At 56.5% G+C, this 21,991-nt stretch carries 14 protein-coding genes and 1 pseudogene; 10 read left to right on the top strand and 5 right to left on the bottom strand.

Going from position 1 to position 21,991, the window contains the following annotated elements:
• Positions 1 to 309, bottom strand: a pseudogene (locus BGIM_RS64745) (ISAzo13-like element transposase-related protein); the annotation flags it as partial.
• A 107-nt stretch (positions 310 to 416) separates the two neighbouring features.
• Positions 417 to 1,889 (bottom strand): aldehyde dehydrogenase family protein, encoded by a 1,473-nt coding sequence (locus BGIM_RS0109500; RefSeq protein WP_020469551.1) that lies wholly within the window; start codon positions 1,887 to 1,889, stop codon positions 417 to 419.
• Between the two features lie 125 nt (positions 1,890 to 2,014).
• Here BGIM_RS0109500 and BGIM_RS0109505 point away from each other — a divergent pair, with 125 nt between their 5' ends.
• The 7 genes from BGIM_RS0109505 (at position 2,015) to BGIM_RS0109540 (ending at position 12,197) form a co-directional block, all read left to right on the top strand.
• Positions 2,015 to 3,115: a HEAT repeat domain-containing protein gene (locus tag BGIM_RS0109505; RefSeq protein ID WP_029629891.1), complete on the top strand. Its 1,101-nt coding sequence runs from the start codon at positions 2,015 to 2,017 to the stop codon at positions 3,113 to 3,115.
• Positions 3,116 to 3,201: 86 nt separating this feature from the next.
• Positions 3,202 to 5,586 (top strand): DUF1592 domain-containing protein, encoded by a 2,385-nt coding sequence (locus BGIM_RS0109510; protein WP_020469553.1) that lies wholly within the window; start codon positions 3,202 to 3,204, stop codon positions 5,584 to 5,586.
• A 70-nt stretch (positions 5,587 to 5,656) separates the two neighbouring features.
• A complete protein-coding gene (locus tag BGIM_RS0109515) occupies positions 5,657 to 7,003 on the top strand; it encodes a DUF1552 domain-containing protein (RefSeq protein ID WP_020469554.1) in 1,347 nt (448 codons plus the stop codon).
• 60 nt (positions 7,004 to 7,063) lie between these two features.
• Positions 7,064 to 7,429, top strand: coding sequence for a hypothetical protein (locus BGIM_RS0109520; RefSeq protein WP_020469555.1), 366 nt, complete (start codon positions 7,064 to 7,066; stop codon positions 7,427 to 7,429).
• A 477-nt stretch (positions 7,430 to 7,906) separates the two neighbouring features.
• A complete protein-coding gene (locus BGIM_RS0109530) occupies positions 7,907 to 9,319 on the top strand; it encodes a magnesium protoporphyrin chelatase (protein WP_020469556.1) in 1,413 nt (470 codons plus the stop codon).
• 22 nt (positions 9,320 to 9,341) lie between these two features.
• The gene (locus tag BGIM_RS0109535; RefSeq protein ID WP_020469557.1) at positions 9,342 to 11,042 is read left to right on the top strand and encodes a vWA domain-containing protein; all 1,701 of its coding nucleotides are present in this window, start codon (positions 9,342 to 9,344) and stop codon (positions 11,040 to 11,042) included.
• Between the two features lie 207 nt (positions 11,043 to 11,249).
• Positions 11,250 to 12,197 (top strand): response regulator, encoded by a 948-nt coding sequence (locus BGIM_RS0109540; RefSeq protein ID WP_020469558.1) that lies wholly within the window; start codon positions 11,250 to 11,252, stop codon positions 12,195 to 12,197.
• Between the two features lie 12 nt (positions 12,198 to 12,209).
• On the opposite strand, the gene BGIM_RS0109545 is transcribed toward BGIM_RS0109540, so the two are convergent.
• The 3 genes from BGIM_RS0109545 to BGIM_RS0109555 all read right to left on the bottom strand — a co-directional run bounded on the left by BGIM_RS0109545 (position 12,210) and on the right by BGIM_RS0109555 (position 17,931).
• Complete coding sequence (locus BGIM_RS0109545) at positions 12,210 to 13,124, bottom strand: peptidylprolyl isomerase (protein WP_020469559.1); 915 nt, start codon at positions 13,122 to 13,124, stop codon at positions 12,210 to 12,212.
• Positions 13,125 to 13,256: 132 nt separating this feature from the next.
• Entirely contained in the window at positions 13,257 to 16,844 is a 3,588-nt protein-coding gene (locus BGIM_RS57205; protein ID WP_020469560.1) for a class I tRNA ligase family protein, read from the bottom strand.
• Positions 16,845 to 16,983: 139 nt separating this feature from the next.
• Positions 16,984 to 17,931 (bottom strand): hypothetical protein, encoded by a 948-nt coding sequence (locus BGIM_RS0109555; protein ID WP_020469561.1) that lies wholly within the window; start codon positions 17,929 to 17,931, stop codon positions 16,984 to 16,986.
• A gap of 319 nt (positions 17,932 to 18,250) precedes the next feature.
• On the opposite strand from BGIM_RS0109555, the gene BGIM_RS0109560 reads away from it, so the two are divergent.
• From BGIM_RS0109560 to BGIM_RS0109570, 3 genes are all read left to right on the top strand, one after another.
• Positions 18,251 to 18,895: an RNA ligase family protein gene (locus BGIM_RS0109560; RefSeq protein WP_020469562.1), complete on the top strand. Its 645-nt coding sequence runs from the start codon at positions 18,251 to 18,253 to the stop codon at positions 18,893 to 18,895.
• A gap of 223 nt (positions 18,896 to 19,118) precedes the next feature.
• Positions 19,119 to 19,997, top strand: coding sequence for a succinate dehydrogenase cytochrome b subunit (locus BGIM_RS49525; protein WP_020469563.1), 879 nt, complete (start codon positions 19,119 to 19,121; stop codon positions 19,995 to 19,997).
• Positions 19,998 to 20,067: 70 nt separating this feature from the next.
• Positions 20,068 to 21,981 carry a fumarate reductase/succinate dehydrogenase flavoprotein subunit gene (locus BGIM_RS0109570; protein ID WP_029629893.1) on the top strand — a complete coding sequence of 638 codons (1,914 nt, stop codon included), beginning with the start codon at positions 20,068 to 20,070 and terminating at the stop codon, positions 21,979 to 21,981.
• Positions 21,982 to 21,991 lie beyond the last annotated feature (10 nt).

Here is a 21,991-nt window from a genome sequence, read left to right on the forward strand (position 1 = left end):
CTTGGGGTCGGCCTGGGCCTGCGGATCAACCAGCCGGCGAATGTGGTCTTCCAGTTCCGGACAAAGCTCCTCGGTCTTCTTTCGTCCGCGAAGATGACAGGCGTCCAGACAGCGGATGCCGCTTCGGAGCTCGTTGAGCCCGGTGGCGACGGCGTCGCGTCCCCAGCCGAAAACAACCTCGGCCTGGCGGGCTGAGCTGTCGCAATACTTGATCGCGGTTTCCGCTTGAAACTGTCGTCGCCGATGGCCCGTGAGAAGCCGGGCGGCCGATTGAATGGTCTGAATGACATCGTCCGTCAGTGGCGTCATGCCCGTCTCCTTCCGTGAGATGAGCATATTTATTCGATCAGGCAGGAAAATGGTAGGTCATTACCACGCAAATGCCTAATTTCATCCTTCATCCTTCATCCTTGCTTTTATGTGCCGAGTTTGATCGTCACCGTCTTCATTTCCGTGTAGTGATCGAGAGCGGCTTCGCCGTTTTCTCGACCTTGCCCGGACATTTTGAAACCGCCGAACGGCGTGGTCGTGTCCACGACGTGATAGGTGTTCACCCAAATCGTTCCGGCCTTCACCTTCTTCGCGTACAAGTGGGCCTTGTCGAGATTGGTCGTCCACACGCCTGCCGCGAGGCCGTAGGTCGTGTTGTTCGCCCGCTCCACCACTTCGTCAAACGAATTGAACGGCAACACGCTGACGACCGGCCCGAAGATTTCATCCGTGGCGATGCTCATTTCATCCGTCACGTTGTCGAAAATCGTCGGCGACACGAAGTACCCGCGAGGGCCAACTCGCTCCCCGCCGAGGACCAGTTTCGCCCCGTGCTTTTGCCCGGCGTCCACATAGCCGAGGATTTTGTCGAGTTGTTCTTGGGAGACTTGCGGCCCCTGCTCCGTCGCCTCGTCCATCGGGTCGCCGATTTTGCGTTCCTTTGCTCTCGCCGCCAAACGCTCGACGAATTCTTGCCGGATGGAGTTTTCAACGAACAATCGGCTGCCGGCCGTGCAACATTGGCCGCAATGGAAGTAAATTGCGTGGAACGCCCCCTCGACCGCCTGTTGCATGTTGGCATCCGCGAAGATCACGTTCGGCGATTTGCCACCGAGTTCAAAGGTGCAACGCTTCAGCGAATTGGCGGCGTTTTTCTGGATGATTTTGGCCGTGTCCACATGCCCGGTGAACGCGATCTTGTCGATGTCCGGATGGGTGACCATCGCATGGCCGGTCGTTTCCCCCAATCCGGCCAGCAGATTGATGACGCCCGGCGGGAAGCCCACTTCCACCGCCAGCTCGGCCACTCGCATCGCGGACAACGGCGTCTGCTCGGCCGTCTTCATCACGATGGCGTTGCCACAAGCGAGCGCCGGTCCCCATTTCCACGCAAGCATCAACAGCGGGAAATTCCACGGGATGATTTGGCCGACCACTCCCACAGGTTGCCGAAGGGTATAAGAGAGAAAACTCCCCCGCACGGGAACGGTCTTCCCCTCGATTTTGTCCGCCCAACCGGCGTAATATCGGAGGGTGTTGACCACCCCGGCCACATCCCCGCGAGAATCGCGGATGGTCTTGCCGCAGTTCAGCGATTCGAGCAACGCCAGTTCGCCCGCCTCTTGTTCGATTCGGTCAGCCAACCGATACATCAACCGGCCACGCTCGGCCGCATCCATCCGCGACCACGGGCCCGTCTCGACCGCCCGGCGGGCCACGCGCACGGCCGCGTCCACGTCTTTCGCGGTGGCATGGGCGACTTTGGCAATCGTTTCGCCGGTAGCCGGGTTCAACGTTTCAAAGGTGGCTCCGTCCGAACTGTCCACCCATTCGTTGTTGATGAGCAATCGGGTTTGGCGAATGTTCGGCTTCACGGGTTTCGCGGCAGTCGTGACCATCGGGAGAGTAATGGGGAAGCAGCATCATAACCGAACCCCCCGTCACTGCAACCATTGACCGGAAAAGAGTTTGACCCGCCCTTCGCATGCGTCATAATGGGATCACGGACTTAACGAGCCAGATCATGACACACTTCTCTCGATATTTGATTCTGACAATCTCTTTCTTGTTGTTGCACTCGGCGTCACAAGCCGAAGAGGCGAAGATTGGCGACAAGACCAAAAGCGAATGGCTGCCACTGCTGAAAGACAAGAACCCCCGCAAGCGCGAGGCGGCGGTAATCGCTCTCGGCATCATTGGGGCGAAGGATCGCAATGTGCAGGAATCTTTCCGAGAGTTGATGCTCAACGATACAGTGGAACGAGTTCGATTGAAGGCCGTCTTAATCGTTCAAGACTTTGACAAAGAGAACATCCGCGTGTTGACGCCGACGCTGGCCGATCTCCTGAAAGGGGACAAGTCCCCGATCGTGCGGGCGGCGGCGGCCGTGGCGTTGGGGAAAGTCGGCGAATCGGCAAAGACGGTCATCAAGGTGATTATCGAGGCGTTCAAAGACCCCGACATCGGCGTGCGAACAGCGGCGGCTGATGCGGTGGGCCGAATCGGCTTCGAGGCCAAGGAGGCGGTTCCAAGTCTGGCCGAATTGCTGAAAGATTCCGATAGCGGCGTGCGACTGGCCGCGGTCTTTTCCTTGGGACGTCTCGGAACGGACGGAGCCATGGCGACGACCCAACTCGCCAATCTGTTGGCCACGGACAAAGACCCCAACGTCCGCAAGGAATCGGCCCGCTCCCTTGGATTGTTGGGGTTGGATGCGAAAGCGGCCGTGCCAGTGTTGGCGAAAGCCTTCAAAGAAGACACCGCCACGGAAGTTCGGCAGCAATCGGCCATCGCCCTTGGGAGAATGTCCGGCGAACTCAAGCAAGTGGCCATGATTCTCATCGATGTTCTCCGAGTTGATCCTGACAAAACCATCCGAGTGCTGGCGGTTCAGACATTGGCCATTGGGTTGGGGAACGATCTGAAAAACTACTTGAAAGAACTCGTTGAACAGTTAAGCAAAGATCCCGAAGGCGAAGTCCGGCTGGCGATTGTGCAAGAAGTCGGCAACCTGGGCCCGGACGCGAAGGAAGCCCTGCCCGCCCTCGCCAAAGCGACGACCGATGTGCAAATCACCATCCGCGAGGCCGCGAAAGTGGCCGTCAAAAAAGTGAAGGGATCATGAGAGAATCCGTCCTTCGCGTTGCTCGGTCTTGATCCCCGGCTTAAGATATTTTTAACCTGCCTTGATCCACTTCCCCGGAGCAACCCATGCGGTGGCACCACGCCATCATTCTGATTCCCGCGTTTCTGGCGGGAATCATGTGCGTTTGGCTGATTCGCCATTTCGCTCAACACCGAGCAGTTGCCGCCCCGCCGGAAGTTCCCGCTGTCCAGCCGAAGACGCCCGCCCCTCAGAAACCTGACCCGTTTGACACTCAGGTTCGCCCGCTGCTGGTCAAATATTGCGTCACCTGTCATAGCGACCAAAAGCAATCGGCCGGGTTGAGTCTCGAACCCTACAAGGATTCCCTCTCGGCCCGCAAAGCCCGTGGCGTGTGGGAAAAGGTGCGTGAGGAAGTCGATTCCAAGCAGATGCCGCCGAAGAACAAGCTGATGCCCACGGACGCAGAACGAAAGATCATCACGGCGTGGGCCGAGACGATTTCGGCGAAAGTCGATTGCGGTCTGGTGCGTGATCCGGGCCGACCGACGATCCGACGCCTGAACCGGGTCGAGTATAACAACACCGTCCGCGATCTGCTGGGCGTGGACGTGAAACCGGCCGACGATTTCCCCTCCGATGACGTTGGCTACGGATTCGACAACATCGGCGATGTGCTGTCCATGCCGCCGATTCTTCTTGAGAAGTATCTGACGGCCGCCGAAAAGGTTCTGGATGCGGCCATTGTGATTCCCAAGCCGATTGTCAGCGGCAAAGAGGTCTTCAAACCGCAGAACGTGCGTTCGACTTTGGGAGCTGCCTCCAAACAAAAAAACCGGGTGGCCTTGGTGTCGAACGGTTCGGCCATCGTCAGCTACGATTTCATCCACACCGGGGATTATCTGTTCCGTTGCCGTGCCTACGGCGAACAAGCGGGGACAGAACTGCCGAAACTCTCCATCGACATTGGCAAAAGCAACTCAAAATCATTTGACGTCGATGCTTTGGAAAACAAGGCAAAGACCTACGAATTTCGCACCCGCGTGACGGCCGGCAAGCATGATGTGTCCTTCTCGTTCACCAACGACTTCTTGGACAAGGACAACAAAAAAGATCGTAACCTTTACATCGAACAGATGGAGATCGAAGGGCCGATCAACCCGGTGGCCAAGCCGTTGCCCGATTCACACAAGAAGATCTTTTCCACGTTGCCCAAAACACCGGCCGAACGGGAAACTGTCGCCCGGCAAATTCTCACGGCCTTTACCACCAAAGCTTATCGTCGGCCAGTGAAAGCGGACGAAATCACCCGGTTGATGAAGCTCTTCCAATTCGTCAATTCGCCGGGAGAACCATTTGAACAAGCGGTTCGCCATGCGATGAAGGCCGTGTTGGTCTCACCGCATTTCCTCTTCCGAATTGAGCAAGATTCCCAGCCAAACAACCCCGAGGCAATTCATCCGGTCAGCGATTTCGAGTTCGCCACCCGGTTGTCGTACTTCCTCTGGTCGACGATGCCGGATGACGAACTTTTCGGACTGGCCCGCAGCGGAGAATTACGAAAGCCGGGCGTGACCGAGGCCCAGATCAAGCGAATGCTCAAAGATCCGAAGGCGACCGCCTTGGTGGAGAATTTCGCCGGGCAATGGCTGATGCTTCGCACATTGGCCACGCTCGCCCCCGACCGCAAGACCTATCGCACCTACGACAACGCCCTGCGGGATTCGATGGTGAAGGAAACAGAACTCTATTTCGCCCACATCATGCGAGAGGATCGCAGCGTCTTGGAATTGCTGGACTCCGATTACACGTTCGTCGATGAACGACTGGCGAAGCATTATGGCTTGTCGAACGTCAAAGGTTCTGAGTTTCGGCAAGTGAAACTCACCGACCGCAACCGGGGCGGCGTGCTAACCCAAGCCAGCGTGCTGACGGTGACCTCCAACCCGACGCGGACATCCCCGGTGAAACGCGGAAAGTGGATTCTCGAAAACATTCTCGGCACTCCCCCGCCCCCGCCGCCCCCGGATGTGCCCGAACTGGATGACGCCAAGAAAGGCCCCCTCACCGGCTCTTTGCGGCAACGGATGGAAAAACACCGCGAAAACGCCTCCTGCGCGACCTGCCACGCCAAGATGGACCCGCTGGGATTTGGCTTGGAGAACTTCGACGGCGTCGGAAGTTTCCGCACCTTCGACGGTGACTTCAAAGTAGATCCGAGTGGCGTGTTGCCGGATGGGGCAAAATTCAGCGGCTCGGCCGACCTGAAAAAAGTGCTTCTTGGCAAGAGCGATCAGTTTCGCCGGAATCTCTCGGATCGCATGTTGACCTATGCGATCGGTCGCGGGCTTGAGTATTACGACACTTGCGCGCTGGACGACATCGTGAAAGGCATGAAGGGAAATGGCGACCGTTTCTCCAGCCTCGTCATGGGGGTCGTCAACAGCGATGCCTTCCAAAAACGCCGAGGAAGTTTGCAACCGAACAAATAGTTTGTTACTCTAATTGAAGACAGAACCTGCCGCCTCCCCACCAACCATCTTCGACCCGCCAGGGACACTTATGAGCACGTTGATGAATCGCCGAACCGCACTCAAAGGTCTTGGAACAGCGATTGCACTGCCCTGGCTGGAGGCGATGGCGCCGGTTTCGATGGCGGCAGGAACGGCGGCGGCGGCAAAACCGGTCACTCGGGTTGCCTTCCTTTATGTGCCCAACGGCATGCACATGGAAGATTGGACGCCCAAGGGCGTCGGCACACTGGCTGAATTGCCCTCCTTGCTTCAACCGCTCAAGAACTTCAAAGATTCGATGAACGTCTTCTCCGGGCTGGCACTGGACAAGGCGAAAGCCAACGGCGACGGCCCCGGCGATCATGCCCGCGCCCAAGCGGCCTTTCTCACCGGCCGCCAGCCCCGGAAGACTAACGGAGCCGATATCCGGGCCGGTCAATCGGCCGACCAGCACATTGCCAATCACCTCGGCGAATCCACCAAGTTCGCCTCGCTGGAAATCGGCATCGAACCCGGCCGTCAGGCGGGTAACTGTGATTCCGGATACAGTTGTGCCTACCAATCGAACTTTTCCTGGCGTAATGAAACCGTTCCAAACGCCAAGGAAATCGATCCGCGTCTGGTGTTCGACCGGCTGTTTGGCAACGGTTCCTCCAAGGACAAGGACGAAAACCGCGAGAAGCGCGACCGGCTGAACAAGAGCATCCTCGACTTTGTGAACGAAGAAGCCAAATCGCTGAACAACCAGCTTGGTGCCTCCGATCAACGCAAGATGGACGAATATCTGACGGCCATCCGCGAACTGGAACAACGGATCGACAAGTCCCGCGAAGCCAAGAATGCCAAGCCCACGTTCAAACCGACGATGGCTGCTCCGACGATCATTCCGAAAGACGCCCAAGAACACATTCGGCTGATGTCCGACCTGATGGTTCTGGCTTTCCAAGCCGATCTGACGCGGGTGGTCACATTCCCCTTTGCCAACGACGGCAGCAACCGCTCCTATCCAGTGATCGGCGTGCCGGAAGGGCACCACGAATTGTCGCACCACGGCAAAGACGCGAAGAAACAGGAAAAAATCGCCAAGATTAACCGTTACCACATCGAACAATTGGCCTATTTGATCGGCCGGTTGCAAGCGGTCAAAGAAAACGGAAAGTCACTGCTCGAACAATCAATGGTCGTCTACGGCAGCGGCATCGGCGACGGCGACCGGCACAATCACGACGAACTCCCCGTGGTCATGCTCGGCGGCGGCAACGGCTTGGTGAAGACCGGCCGCCACATGAGGTTCCCGAAAGACACGCCGTTGATGAACCTGTATCTGGCGATGTTCCAACGGTTGGGCTGCCCGGCAAAGACCTTCGGAGACAGCACGGGCGTGCTGTCGATCTGAACTGATCTAACTCCAGTACATCCGCGAATTTTCGTTCGGCAGTACAGCCTTGAAGGTTCGATGGCAAAAAAGACTCCCTCGCCCGACGACCATTTTGAAGTCCTGCCCGCCGGGGAAATGCGTCGCAAGCACGGGCTTTATGGCGAAAACCGTCCGGTAATTAAACTCGACCCCGAGAGAGTTCCCGAACCACTCCGCGTCCTAATTCCGCTGGCAGAGAAATTCGGCATCTCAGACGACCTCATTCGAGAAGATGTCTTTGCAAATACGCCGAACAAAGAATTGACGATACTCAAGCGGGCGTTGGAAAAATTCGATGGCCAATTGGATGAATGGCTCGCCGGGCCAGAAGCCAGCGAAGCAACCAAACCTTCAGCCGAGTACATTGCCTTCAGTGCGATGCGCATGAGCTTGGATTTTTTATGAATGCTGAGCGAACGAAACACAACATCTGACCGTGACAGCACAAGCGTATTGTTGACCTGAGCTGGTTGTTTCCACCTTGTCATCAAGTCTGATGGCAAGGCGTTCGGGTTTTCAGATTTCTCAGGATGATTGAGAGAGATGCCTTTCCTACTTGCACTGATCGCGTTTGTTCTTGTCGTTGGCTTTTTCATCGTTCAAACCCGGAGTGGAAAAAACACGCGGCGACAATACCAAATGCGTTCTCAGAAAAGACGAAACTTATCACGTCCAGCTAAAGAGCCGATCAATCCTGACTTCCAATTCGATAAAATCACAACTGACATTCCGAAAGAAACTCCTGACAACGAAGGACAGACGACCTCGAACGTCAGTTAAGCCAGAGTGTGGGACGGTGCCTTCCTCTTCATCTCCACTGGCACTTCCTTGCCCTCCCGTCTAACAATGGAGTGTCCCCGCATCCGTCTTTGAGGAACACCATTGAGCAACCAACGTCCCCGGACGCTGAAGGAACTCCGCGAGTCCGGCTGGCGGAGCCGATCCGTCAAGGAAGAGATACGCTCCAATTTTTTGCGAATGTTGCAATCGGGAGAGGAAGTTTTCCCCGGCATCGTCGGTTATGAAAACACGGTTCTTCCAGAAATCAACATCGCTCTGCTGGCTGGCCACGACATCCTGTTTCTCGGCGAAAAGGGTCAGGCCAAATCCCGGTTGATGCGGTCGTTGGTTCAGTTTCTTGATGCCGAAATCCCCTACTTGGACATTCCCGGTTGTGCGGTTCACGAAGACCCGTACCATCCGATCACTCGGGCCGGGAAGGATTTGATCGCCGCCAAAACAGAAGATCAAATCCCGGTTGCTTGGTGGCCCCGCAGCGAGCGCTACGCGGAACGCCTGGCCCCCGGCACGAAGTTCGCGGACATCATCGGCGAAATCGACCCGGCAAAGCTCGCCCTCGGGACCAGCCTCTCGGCAGAGGACTCGTTACACTTCGGGCTAATTCCCCGGATGCACCGGGCCATCTTCGCCATGAACGAGATCCCCGAACTTGATGAATTGATTCAAGTCGGGTTGTTCAACATTCTGGAAGAACGCGATGTCCAGATTCGGGGATATCCGATCAAGTTTGACCTCGACGTGTTGATCCTGTTCTCCGCCAACCCCTCGACGTTCAACCGCTCCGGCAAAGTGATTCCGCAGTTGAAGGACCGCATTGGCTCGATGATCCAGACCCACTACCCGCTCGAACGGGAACTGGGGGTTCAGATCATGGAACAAGAGGCCAACCTCGAACTCGGCGGCGAATTCCCGGTGCAAGTGCCGTATTTCATGAAAGAGATCATCGAGCAAATTAGCGTTTGCGCCCGCAAATCCAAGTATGTCGATCACCAATCCGGTGTCAGCGCCCGGTTCAGCATCGCCAATTACCGCACGATGATCTCCAGCGCCCGGCATCGTGGAGTGCGACTCGGGGAGAAACCGGCAGTCCCCCGCATCAGTGATCTGGGCCACCTGCACACCTCCTCCGTCGGCAAACTGGAACTGGACATGATGGGTTCCTCCCAAATGTCTGAGAAACAGGTGTTGGAAGCGATCATTGCCGAGGCCATCGGGAAGGTCTTCCAAGAGTATGTCGCCGTCCACGGGTTGGACGAGATTTCGGAGGTCTTTTCCAAGGGTGTTAAAATTGAAGTGGGGGACATGCTGCCATCCTCTCAATACGCGACTCGTCTGAAGCGGGTGCCAAAGGCTTGGGAAAAGGCGTTCGAGGTCAATGCCGGGGAAAGCGACGCGATGCGGGCCTCCTGTGTCGAGTTTGTCTTGGCGGGTCTGCACGCAACTGATCGCATCTCCCGCTCCGCGAAGCATGGCCGGGTCACCTATGAAACCTAACAACTAAGGACGGTCGGCCACGATGAACACCAAGGATCAACTGGGCGGCGTGGTTCACACATACCTCGGTTACGACGCGATTAACTTTCCGTCCCCGACGGCCGAGCCGCCCGATCTGGCCTCGGCGGCGATGGAACACCTGCTGTATTACGGGAATACCCGCAAGCTTACGGAAGAGGAACTGGCCAACGCCGTGAAGATCGATCCCTCGCAGATTCGCGGCCTCGGGCCGAGTCTGGAGGCCATCGCGGAGATGTTGCGAGAACGCAAACGGAAGATTTTGGCGACCTACGAAACCGACACGGTTCAAAAAGATGCCGGGCGAATTTTCCACGAATCAGCAGGCGGTTACAAGCCGCCCAAAAAACTGGCCGACCGGTTTGACCGGGCGGTGAAGGAAGAACAACTCCGCGACTTGGAAAATTTGTATTACGCCGTCGGGAATGATCGTGATCCGTTCGCCCGATCACTCGTCCCGTTGATTCAAAAACTTGGGGACAAGTATCAAGTTGATGCTCTGGCCTCCAAATACGACTTCACTGGCCGACAATCGATGACAGTGCCGAAGGCACTGGAAATCAAAGAAGAACTGGAGACTATCGACAAACTGTTGGAGCAGATCGAAGAGGCGAAGAAAACAGCCCAAGTCGGCCTGATCGATATGGAGGAGCTTTCCGAATTCATCGACTCCGGCAACATGGATGAATTGCGGGCATTGCAACAACAGATTAACGAGTATCTTCGCGATCAAGCCGAGAAACAGGGAATCACGCCGGATCGTCGCGGGTTCCAACTGAGTCCCAAGGCGTATCGGCTGTTCCAGTCAAAACTTCTGCAAACCATCTTTGCCGATCTGGCGGCCTCCAAAACCGGCCGACACTCCCAAGCGGTGACCGGAGAGGGAGCGGTTGAGTCGCAGCGGACTAAGGATTATGAGTTTGGAGATTCCGTCACCCAGATGGACATCCCCTCCTCCATGATTAACGCGATGTTGAGAAGCGGGGCAAAATTGCCCGTGCGGATGACACCGGACGACATCGTGATCCACCGCACGCAGGTGAACCCCAAGGCGGCGACAACCGTGCTGCTGGACATGTCCGGTTCAATGCGTTACGGCGAGCAATATGTGAATGTCAAGCGAATGGCCCTCGCGCTGGATGGCTTGATCCGCACGGAGTTTCCCGGCGATTTCCTTCAATTCATTGAGATGTTCACGTTCGCCAAACCCCGGACGGTGGCCGAGTTGCCGAGTCTGATGCCCAAGCCGGTGACGCTTTATGATCCGGTCGTACGGCTAAAAGCCGACATGAGCGACCCGGATATGAGCGAACTGCAAATCCCGCCGCACTTCACGAACATCCAGCACGCCATGCAGTTGGGGCGGCGGTTTCTCTCCCGGCAGGACACGCCCAACCGGCAGATGATTATCATCACGGACGGCCTGCCGACGGCTCATTTCGAGGGGAACCACCTGTTTCTCCTCTATCCGCCTGATCCACGCACGGAACAGGCCACCCTGCGGGAAGCCACGTTGTGCGCCCGTGAGCAGATCACGATTAACATCTTCCTGCTGCAAAGCTGGAACCAAACCGAGGAAGATGTTCGATTCGCCTACAAGCTCGCCCAAACCACCAAGGGGCGGGTCATCTTCACCGCCGGGAAAGAACTTGATCGGTTTGTGGTCTGGGATTATGTGAAAAATAAGAAGTCGATCATCGGGTGAACTGGCTTGAATGGGATTTGATTCACGTCTGTCAGGAGAATTATTCCGGGGTTAAAATGCCATCGAAAGACATGAGAAATTACCGGTGGTTTCCAATGACTTCAAGCCACACATCCGCTCAACGTGAACTAAATTCATTTGGGACTCGCACTAAAATTGAAGATCAATGCTCCGGCATCAACCGGAGAAAAATTCGTGGAGCTATTGATGACCGCCATCGATGAATTGTCTTGCAACGATACGGAGGACAGTGATCAGATGGAATTGCCGAGCGTTTTGGTTGTTGATGACTCGCCGGTGTTCCGGTTGATTGTGTCGAATCTTATCCGCACGTCTTGCGGCTACACGACTTTCACCGTTGGAAACGGCCGGGAAGCCGTCGAGTTTCTCAAGGAGCAAACTCCGTCGATGGTGCTGACCGACCTGCACATGCCGGAAATGGACGGCTTGGAACTCGTTGAATATGTGCGGGAAAACCATCAAAGCATCCCGATCGTGCTGATGACCGCCGAGGGTTCCGAGGACACGGCTTTGCGGGCCTTGCAGAGCGGTGCCGCCAGTTATGTTCCGAAGAAACGGCTCAAGAGCGATCTGGGCGAAATCCTCCAGCAGGTTCTTCATGCCTCCCGGACGGATCGCCGGAAGCAACAGCTTCTCCAAAGCCTGAGCCATCGCGATTCCATGTTTGTGTTGGAGAACGACACCAACCTCGTTCCGCTGTTAATCGCCATGTTTCAGGAAGAACTGACCGCCACGGAATTGTGCGGATCAGCCAACCGAACCCGCATCGGCGTGGCGCTCGAAGAGGCGATGCTCAACGGAATCTATCACGGGAACTTGGAAGTCAGCAGCGAATTGAAGCAGCAGGGGAATGCGTTTCACGATCTGGCCGAACGCCGCCGCATACTGGCGCCCTACTCTTCCCGGCGGTTGCATGTCCGGTGTCAGCTCACCCCGGAAAAGGTGATTTACACCATTCGGGATGAGGGGCCGGGATTCGACGTGGCCAACCTGCCCGACCCGACCGACCCGGCGAACCTGGAACGTCCCAGCGGTCGCGGAATGCTGCTGATTCGGATGTTCATGGACGATGTTCGCTACAACGCCACCGGAAATGAAATCACTCTCGAAAAGAAACGAGATGTGGCGAAGTGAGCCGTTTCCCCATCAAGGCAGGGTGATTTCGACCTTGGCCTTTTTGCGGAGTTGAGCCAAAAGAAGTTGCCGGATCTCCGTCTCGTAGCAATCCCGCACTTCGCGGGAAATCTCTTCATACTTGACGGCTTTTCCCGGTTTGCGTTCGGTCACCGTAATCAAGTGGTAACCGAAGTCACTTTCGATCACCTCGCTGACTTGGCCAATCTCCAAGGCAAAAGCGGCTTTGGCGTAAGCCTCGTCCACCTGCCATTTGCGATTGACGAAGCCGATGTCTCCCCCCTTGGGGGCGCTGGGGCATTGGGAATGTTGCCTGGCGGCGTCCGCAAAGGTGAGTTTCTTGGCCAGAATCTCGGCCCGCAATTCCTGTAATTTCGTTTTCGCTTTCTGGCGTTCTTCGGGGGTGGCCTGCTCCCCGGCCCGGATCACCACATGACTGGTTCGCACGGTGGTTTGCTCGAAGAAGTCTCGGTTTTCCGCGTGGTAGGCTTTCAGTTTCTCTTCGGTGATTTGCGTGTCAATGAATTTGGCGAGTTGTAGCATCATGCGGAAATTTTCGCGGATGCGTTCCTCGGTCAGCCCGGCTTCCCGCAGGTATCCGGGCATCGTCTTTCCCTGTTCCTTCAGGGTGGCTTCCAAGGCGGCGAATTGCTTGCTGACCTCGGCCGGTTCGACCGGGATCGCCTGCTGAATCAGAAACTGGCGAATGAGTTTCTCATCCACCAGCACGGCCACGGTTTCTAATTTTTGCCGACGTTTTTGAGCGTTCGTCAACGGCGTAAGCGAGGGGGGAGATTGGGCCAGCACCGCGTCCAGTTCTCGAAGCGTGATTGCATCACCGTTGACCGAAGCCACGGTGATCTCGGCGGACTGACCGTGAACCGCCAGCCCCAAGAGAATGCAAATGGTGGCGATCATCCGATTCATTCGTGCTTCTCCGACAAAAACAAGAACCTTTTCCCCCTTTGGCCCAATACCCGTAACCGGCAAATCGATCAACCTCAAAATTTTTCGCTGTCAACCGCAGTGTTTCCGGCGGTTGACAGCGGTCATCTTCGATCACACTTTGGCCAATGAAATCACCAGCGCCTGACCATCGATTTGCACTTCGGTCTTGGCGGGATGCGCCTCGGCGGCCCAAGACTTCGTCAGCGTTTCCCCGGCGATATAGTCCCGGTGGGTGGTGATCGCCGCGTTTAACTTTTCGGAGGCTGTGCCGAGGTACAGGCTGATGCGGTCTTCCATGTTCAGGCCGCTGTTTTTGCGGTGTTCTTGAATCTGCCGGATGACATCGCGGGCCATTCCTTCGCCGGCCAAGTCGTCCGTGATTCGTCCGTCAATCGCCACTTGCGTTCCACGATCCGCGACGCCGGCCCAACCTGTTTCGGCTTGATACTCGACAATGATGTCAGCCCCTTCCAAAGCCACTCCGGCGATGGTCACCGGTCCCACTTTCGACGCAGCCGCCAGTTCGAGAGCGTTGCGGGTCGCCAGTTCGGCCTCAGCCTCTTTGAGTTTCGCCCCGAGCTTGGCGGCGGCCGTCTTCTTGTTGAGCTTCGCCGTGGCGGCCAACAACGATTTACCTTCGTGCCATGTCACCTTTTTGACGTTAAGTTCTTCACGGATTTGTTCCGCGAAGCGACTCACCGCCCGTTTAACCGATTCGTGTTCGCTTTGGATGCGAAGCTCAGCCAGCGGTTGCCGGACCTTGATCTTTGCCACATTGCGGGCCGCCCCGCCGAGGGAAACGAGCGTGAGCAACGCTTCCATGTCATCGGACAGTTGCTCATCCACACGGACCGGATCAGCCACCGGATAGGCGCACAGATGCACGCTCTCCGGGTCCATCTCATTGCGCAAGTTTTGGTACATCACTTCCGTGAGGAACGGGATGATTGGTGCGCACAATTTGCACAGCGTGGTCATCACGGTGTAAAGCGTCTGGTGGGCGGCGAACTTGTCCCGCTTCCCGGCTTCGTCCAGCGCGGCCACGTTGTCTTGGAAACGCGACCGGTTCCGGCGAATGTACCAGTTACTAAGACGGTCATCGACGAATTTCTCGGTCTCCAGACAGAACGCCATTGTCCCATAGGCCGTGAAAGACGTGTTGGCGGTATCGATGAGCTTTTGAAGATCGGACAAGATCCAACGGTCGATATCCGTCAGGTATTTCTCATGTTCCGCGCCCGGCACGAAGCCATCAAGCCGGGCGTAATCGACCAAGAACGAGTAACAGTTCCATACTTTGAGGATGAACTTGGCGCGTACTTCGTCCGTAGGCTCCGGGCCAAAATTGAGGTTTGACGAGGGGTTTTGCCGGCAATAGAGCCAGCGCATCACATCCGCGCCAATCGGCTTATATTTCGTGAGCAATCGCTTGTAAGGCTGCCCTTTGATCTCAACCGCTTCTTCACGGAAGGATTGATATCCCTTGGGAACCTCCTTGTCGGCCAAGGCACTCTTGGTGTCTTTCTTCGGATCGAAATCCTTGAAAAGTTCGTACCCATCGTCAGCGGCTTTGATGAACTCAATGCTGTTGCCGTCGCTCTTGTGCATCGCACGGCCAAATTGATCCATCACTGTGGCAAAACCCAGCAGGGTTTTGAACGGTGGTTGGCCGTCGCTCATCATTGTGCTGAGCGCAAGCAGGGCGTAGAACCAGTTACGGAACTGGCCCGGAAAACTCTCGGTGATGAAGTCAGCCGGATACCACTTTTCCCAATAGGCCCGGTCGGTGTCGTACTTCATCGTGCTAAACGCGACGATCCCGGCATCCAGCCACGGGTTGCCGACATCTGGCACGCGGTACATCTTGTTGCCAGTCTTCGGATTCCGCAGCACGATCTTGTCAATCCACGGCCGGTGCGGCGTGTGCCCCTCGAATTCCTCCCACCCTTCGATGGCCCGTGCCTTCAATTCCTCCCGGCTGCCGATTACCTCGAATTGCGTCGGGTCTTTCTCATCCACCCACACCGGCAGCGCAAGTCCCCAGAATCGCTTCTTGGAGATCATCCAATCGCCCATGTTCTTCAGCCAGTCACGTTCCCTGGCCCGGCCATTGATGCTTTCGGGCAAGAACGTCACCTGATCGACGACCTTCATGATGTCACCGCGAAAACCCTGATCGGACAAACGCGGCCCCATGTTGATGAACCACTCATCGACTAACCGATACAGCAACTCCGTTTTGCAACGCCAGCAATGCGGGTAACGGTGAACATAGCGTTCAACCGTGAACAACCGGTCTTTCTTTTTGAGTTCCTCGAAGACGACATCGGCCGTCGAAGGATCGACAGCATTCTTGCCGGTCAACGGGCCAAAACCCTCGGGGAAGATCCCGGCATCATCAATGGGAGCGATGGGGGGCAACCCGTTTTCTTTGCCCCATAAATAATCGATTTGGCCGCAACCGGGGGCCGTGTGAACGATCCCGGTGCCGTCCGTTTCGGTGACATCCTTGCCACCGGAAACTACTCGGTGCGACTCGGCCGCCGTCTTCGGGGGACACCATCCCTGTTGCTGGGTGACTTTCGCCACTTCCTCCGGGTAACCGTAGGTATGTTGCTGGGCGGGCAGATCATCGAAGGGGCCGACGTAGGCCCAACCGATCATCTCGGCTCCCTTCACCTCGCCGACAATCTCATAGGCTTCTTTTCCGGCCTTGGATTTGAACATCTGCTGAATGCTGACCAAGTGCGGCACACCGTCAAGCCATTCCCGCTTGGACTTTTTCGCAGTGGCCTCACCCTCTTCGTCGGCGCTGGACTCCATCCGGTTTTGCTCGAAGACTCCCTTCGCCAGATAGTAAATCTCGCCTTTGAGTTTCACCTTGAGGTAAGTGAGTTCGGGATTGACCGCCGCCCCGACATTGCTGGTCAACGTCCAAGGCGTCGTTGTCCAAACCAACAAGTTTTCACCCGGTCTGTCCTTCAATGGCAGTTTGACGAAGGCGGCTCGGTGTTCAACGAGTTTGTACCCTTCCTTCATCTCCTGTTCGGAAATGCCAACGCCGCACCGTCCGCACCACGGCATCACATCGTAGCCACGGTAAACCATCTTTTTGCCGTGGCACTTCTTGAGGAAACTCCAGATGGTGAAGTTGTTCGTCTCGGACATCGTGAAGTAGGACTTGCGTTCATCCGGACTTTTGGCCCACTCATCGTCCGTGCGATCCCAATCCATCCAATAGCCAAGCCGGATCGACTGGTTCGTTTGTACTCTGGCAAACTGGTTGACACGATCCTTGCATGTCTGCACAAAGTAGTCGATGCTCGCATCCCGGTCGCCGGGGACCAAATTTTCGATGTCCCGCTTGGTGTCAAGTTTCTTGCCAAGTTCCTTGAGCGCCTTCTCGACTTCCACTTCCACCCAGAGACCCTGACAATCGAAGCCCTGTTGGTAACGGAGTTCCCGACCGGTCATGGCGTAATAGCGGTTGAACGCATCCTTATAGGTGCGGTTCCAAGCGTGATGCACGCCCATCGGGTTGTTGGCGGTAATGGGGCCGTCAAGGAACGACCACGGCTTCTTGCCCCGGTTCTGTTCCTTCAGTTTTTCAAAGGCTTGGATGCGATCCCAGAACGCGAGGATTTGGCGTTCCATTGCGGGAAAATCGTTCTGCTTGTCGGTCTTCTCAAACTGCGGCATGTCCCCACCCTTTCGATCAACGATGGGGACATTTTATGGAAGCGTCAGAACGGGCGGTAGGGACGGAAGATCATCCCGGAAATGCCACGAGCCGGGACGGAAACCGTCCCGGCTCGCTTTGGTTTTTCAACTCACCGTATTAGCGGCTCACAACCATCACCACGCGGTCATCCGTGTTTTTCACATGGACCGTGCTGTGGTAAACTTTTTGGCCATCGGCTCCCGGAGTGAAGAGGGTGTAATCACCTTCGGGAAGTTCCACGGCAAAGCGTCCGTTGAAGTCGGTTTTGGCGATCACTTCTTTGCCGGCTTCCGTGGAGAACGTCAGCGTGGCGTTCGGTCGCGGAGTAATGCGGTCATCGCGGACGACACTGCCTTGCAACCGGCCGCCGTTCGGGTTCGTGTAGCTGGCCACGCGATCCGGACGGAACTTTTGCGAAGTCGTCGGCGGCTTCGGGTTAGGATTCGATTCAGTGATGCCCGCCCGAGGAATCCGGGGGGGTTCGCCGCTTTGGGCCGCCGGGTTTTCAGTCACACCGGCCGCCGGGGAGCCCCCGCCGCCGGGAACGCCGCAATTACCGCCGGGGCATGACGGACCGGAACAACCACTGTCACAACACGGGGACGAGTTGGTGATGACCGGTTCCATGTAATAGGACCGGCGATATTCGGTCACCGGAACCATCCGGCAGCGTTGAACATAACTTTGAACGGCGTTGCACTTGGTTTTCAGCGAATAGGACGTTGTCGGGGTCGCCACATTTTGGGTGCAACCGGTGCAGGGATCGTAATAGCTCGTGTACTTCATCTTGGTACAGGGTTCCCAATAATACGATGTCCGATAGGACGTGACCGGATCGTAATACGTCTCCGTCTTGTACGATGTCACGGGCTGATAGTAGCACCGCTGGACGTAGGAAACCTGCGGAGCGCAGGCGGGAGCCTCCGGGGCGAAGAAACTGCTTCGGGACGAATTTCCGCAACAAGTCGTCTGAAAGACGTTGTTCCAGGCGGCCGAGGCTTCACTTGCCCCGCAGGCCACGAAGCCGAGGGCAAGCGCGGCCGCCAATCGTGTGGTGCGTGTCATGATGTCACTCCAAATGGTGTAGTTCGCGTGTTGTGTCGGGGGGAAGACGGCACAATACGCATCCGAAGCGTAAACCGGGAAATCGGCAAAATGAAGAGAACCATCGCCTGATTTGCGTTTCCGTTGGAAAGCGCGCCCGCACAGTCGTCAAAGTCAACGCAGATTACCAAATGCAAATTAAAATCAAACAAATATTTGAATAAATTGGAGTTGAGAAAACAGATTTTACGCTCTGAAATCCAGCCCAACATATCAGAACCCGCCTGCCAAACTCCCGCTCCATTGATGATGACTTTCCCTATCCGGCGAGATCTGACGGATGCTCTACTACCCAAAGATTCCAGGTTCGCGAAATGCCCCGGATGGCCAGTGTATCGCTTTCGTCAAATACGATGGAACCAATCTCCATTTCGATTGGGACCGGGACTTCGGCTGGCACGCCTTCGGCACCCGCCGGGACGAATTCAACCTCACAACCGACGGCATTCGGCTCTTTTCCGAACGACATGCCCATCTTCAGGAAAGTGTGGCCATCTTTCAGGAAGATTGGGCCGAATCACTTGAGAGCATCTTCCGCGAACATGCCGCTTACCGGGAGATCCAATCATTTCGGGTGTTCGGAGAGTTCTTCGGGGAAAACTCCTTCGCGGGATTGCATCAAAAAGACGACCCGAAGGAAATCCGGATCTTCGACGTGTTGGCCGAGACATCGGGTTTGATCGGCCCCAAGGAGTTCATCAACAACTTCGGCCATTTGCCCGTCGCCGAGGTTGTCTACGAAGGAAAATTGACCGGCAAATTCGCCGAAGACGTTCGGAATGGCAAATACGAAGTGGCCGAGGGAGTGATCTGTAAAGGAGGAAACGGCGGCGAGGACTTGTGGATGGCAAAAATCAAAACTCATGCATATTTGGAGAAACTACGCCAAGCCTTTGCCGAACGTTGGGAAGAATTTTGGGAGTAACCACGCGAAATCCACGCCTCTTTGTCGAGCCAACCAACCCGTCCAATGCCATTAAAATCTCCCGCCGTATCATCCACATCTGAAGGGAAATAAGGCTCATGACGTCTTGAACCGTGAAGGTTGACAGAATCGTCATGTCGATTCGTTGGCCTTCCGCGAGCAGTCGTCTAGGATATCTGTAGGCCCGCCTCGATCACTCGAAACCCCGGAACCTCCCCGTCTTATGTCTAGTACGGCCCCCACCAAACGCTCCCAACCGACGAACACCCTCCCGTCCGGCAAAGGAGTGTACGATTGGGTAAAACCGTTCCTGACCACCACCGTCGGCATGAAGGTCACCACGGCCATCACCGGAACAGCCCTGACGCTGTTCGTGATCGCCCACCTGATCGGCAACCTGAAAATCTACGACGGCCGGGACTCTCTGAACGCCTATGCCCATTTCCTCAAAAGCCTCGGGCCATGGTTGTGGGTGGCTCGAATTGGTCTGCTGGTGGCGTTCACGCTTCACTTGGTGTTCGCACTGTATTTGAAGAAACGATCATCGGACGCCCGCCCGGTGAAGTATGCCTATAAGCAAACCGTTCAGGCTTCTTGGGCCTCCCGGACGATGCCTTGGACCGGCTTGGTGATCCTCGCTTTTGTGCTATTCCACCTTGCCCACTTCACTCTTGGAATGGTGGGGACAACCGACGCCCGTCAGGAAATGGCGAGAAAAATCGTTCAAGTCGGCTACATGGACCTGATTGATGACAAGGGACGGCCGGACGTTTATTCGATGGTTGTCGCCGGTTTCAGCAACAACATTGTTTGCGTTTGCTACGTGATCGCTCAACTGCTGCTCATGGTTCACCTGTCCCACGGAATCGCCAGCGTTTTTCAAACATTGGGCCTCAACACTCCCCGAATTCAACCGGCGTTGAAGAGACTGGCTTGGGGCATTGCCATTCTGATCGCCATCGGCAATATCGGGATCGTCGCCTCCGTTCGTTTGAGCTGGCTGGGTGATTCCTATGTGCCCATCACCAGGGTGGGCGACGCCCCGCCGGCCCCGGTTTCGCAACCCGTCGGCGAACAAGCAACGCCCCCCAAAAAGAACTGACCATTACCGGCTCACCGAGTATTTTTGAACATTCCCAACCGCCCGTATGCGGAAGAGACTGACCGCCATGATTTCTCTCGACTCCAAGGTCCCCTCCGGTCCGATGGAATACAGATGGACCAAATACAAGTTTGAATCCAAACTCGTGAACCCGGCGAACAAGCGGAAATACTCCGTGATCGTCGTCGGCACGGGCTTAGCCGGGGCCGCCGCATCGGCCACGCTGGCCGAGCTTGGCTATCAGGTTCATTCGTTTTGCTTCCAAGATTCACCCCGACGGGCGCACAGCATCGCCGCCCAAGGGGGGATCAATGCCGCGAAGAACTATCAAAACGACGGCGACAGCATCAAACGCCTCTTTTACGACACGATCAAAGGGGGCGACTTCCGCGCCCGTGAATCAAACGTCCACCGGTTGGCCGAGTGCAGCGTGTCGATCATCGACCAATGCGTGGCCCAAGGCGTTCCATTCGCCCGTGAATACGGAGGATTGCTGGCCAACCGCTCCTTCGGCGGCGCCCAAGTCTCGCGGACGTTCTACTGTCGTGGCCAAACGGGCCAGCAACTGCTGATCGGGGCTTACCAAGCCCTGAGCCGACAGATCGGCTACGGCAAGGTAAAGATGCACCCCCGGACAGAGTTCCTTGACCTCGTGGTGGTCGATGGCCGGGCTCGCGGCATCGTTGTCCGTGATCTCGTGACCGGGAACATTGAATCCTTCTCGGCTGATGCCGTGCTGCTCTGCACCGGGGGTTATTGCAACACCTATTTCCTTTCCACCAACGCGGCTGGTTGCAACGTCAGTGCCACTTATCGTGCTTACAAACGAGGGGCGGCGTTCGCCAATCCTTGCTACACGCAAATTCACCCGACCTGCATTCCCGTGAGCGGCGATCATCAATCGAAACTCACGTTGATGAGCGAATCCCTGCGGAACGACGGCCGGGTGTGGGTTCCCAAGTCGGCCGGCGACGTGGGCAAGCCCGCCTCGCAAATCCCCGAAGATGCCCGCGATTATTACCTCGAACGGATGTACCCGAGTTACGGCAACCTCGCTCCGCGCGACATCGCCAGCCGGGCCGCCAAATATGCTTGCGACGACGGCCGGGGGGTCGGCCACGGCGGTCGCGGGGTGTATCTCGACTTTGCCGTCGCCATCAAGCGAGACGGCCGGGACAAAGTGGCCGAGAAGTATGGCAACCTGTTCGAGATGTACGAACGAATCACCGGGGAAAGCGGCTACGATCAGCCGATGCGGATCTACCCCGCCCTGCACTACACAATGGGCGGGTTGTGGGTCGATTATGGTCTGATGTCGAACATTCAGGGATTGTTCGTCCTCGGCGAAGCCAACTTTAGCGATCACGGCGCCAACCGCCTCGGAGCCTCGGCCCTGATGCAGGGCTTGGCCGATGGATACTTTGTGATTCCGTACACCTTGGCCAATTTCTTCGCCTCGGCCAAGAAGGAAGTCTTGCCGACGGATCACCCGGAGTTCAAGAAAGTCGAATCAGAAGTGAGCGAGAACATCAAAAAAATGCTCTCCATCAACGGCAAGAAAACGGCCGTCGAAATCCACCGGGAACTCGGCAAGATCATGTGGGACAACGTCGGCATGGCCCGCACGAAGAGTTCGCTGGAATCGGCCATTTCCCAGATTCGCAACCTGCGGGAAGAATTCTGGGGCAACGTCACCGTGCCGGGTTCCGGGGCCGACCTTAACCAAGCCCTCGAACGGGCCGGTCGGGTCGCCGACTTCTTGGAGTTCGGCGAACTGCTGGCCCGAGACGCCCTCACGCGGGAAGAATCTTGCGGCGGCCACTTCCGCGAAGAGTATCAAGTGGACGGCGAAGCGGATCGCAACGACGAGAAATTCAGCCACGTGGCCGGTTGGGAATTCACCGGAGCCTTCAGCGAACCCATTCGCAACGTGGAACCGCTGTCATGGGAAGTCGTCCAGCCATCTGTTCGCAGTTACAAGTGAGGCGTCTCTC

The organism is Zavarzinella formosa DSM 19928 (assembly GCF_000255705.1).
Lineage (GTDB): Bacteria > Planctomycetota > Planctomycetia > Gemmatales > Gemmataceae > Zavarzinella > Zavarzinella formosa.

Bases quoted from the DNA above. Each gene is read 5' to 3' on its own strand.
- BGIM_RS0109500 (WP_020469551.1), bottom strand. From the start codon at position 1,889: ATGGTCACGACTGCCGCGAAACCCGTGAAGCCGAACATTCGCCAAACC.
- BGIM_RS0109505 (WP_029629891.1), top strand. From the start codon at position 2,015: ATGACACACTTCTCTCGATATTTGATTCTGACAATCTCTTTCTTGTTG.
- BGIM_RS0109510 (WP_020469553.1), top strand. From the start codon at position 3,202: ATGCGGTGGCACCACGCCATCATTCTGATTCCCGCGTTTCTGGCGGGA.
- BGIM_RS0109515 (WP_020469554.1), top strand. From the start codon at position 5,657: ATGAGCACGTTGATGAATCGCCGAACCGCACTCAAAGGTCTTGGAACA.
- BGIM_RS0109520 (WP_020469555.1), top strand. From the start codon at position 7,064: ATGGCAAAAAAGACTCCCTCGCCCGACGACCATTTTGAAGTCCTGCCC.
- BGIM_RS0109535 (WP_020469557.1), top strand. From the start codon at position 9,342: ATGAACACCAAGGATCAACTGGGCGGCGTGGTTCACACATACCTCGGT.
- BGIM_RS0109540 (WP_020469558.1), top strand. From the start codon at position 11,250: ATGACCGCCATCGATGAATTGTCTTGCAACGATACGGAGGACAGTGAT.
- BGIM_RS0109545 (WP_020469559.1), bottom strand. From the start codon at position 13,124: ATGAATCGGATGATCGCCACCATTTGCATTCTCTTGGGGCTGGCGGTT.
- BGIM_RS57205 (WP_020469560.1), bottom strand. From the start codon at position 16,844: ATGCCGCAGTTTGAGAAGACCGACAAGCAGAACGATTTTCCCGCAATG.
- BGIM_RS0109555 (WP_020469561.1), bottom strand. From the start codon at position 17,931: ATGACACGCACCACACGATTGGCGGCCGCGCTTGCCCTCGGCTTCGTG.
- BGIM_RS0109560 (WP_020469562.1), top strand. From the start codon at position 18,251: ATGCTCTACTACCCAAAGATTCCAGGTTCGCGAAATGCCCCGGATGGC.
- BGIM_RS49525 (WP_020469563.1), top strand. From the start codon at position 19,119: ATGTCTAGTACGGCCCCCACCAAACGCTCCCAACCGACGAACACCCTC.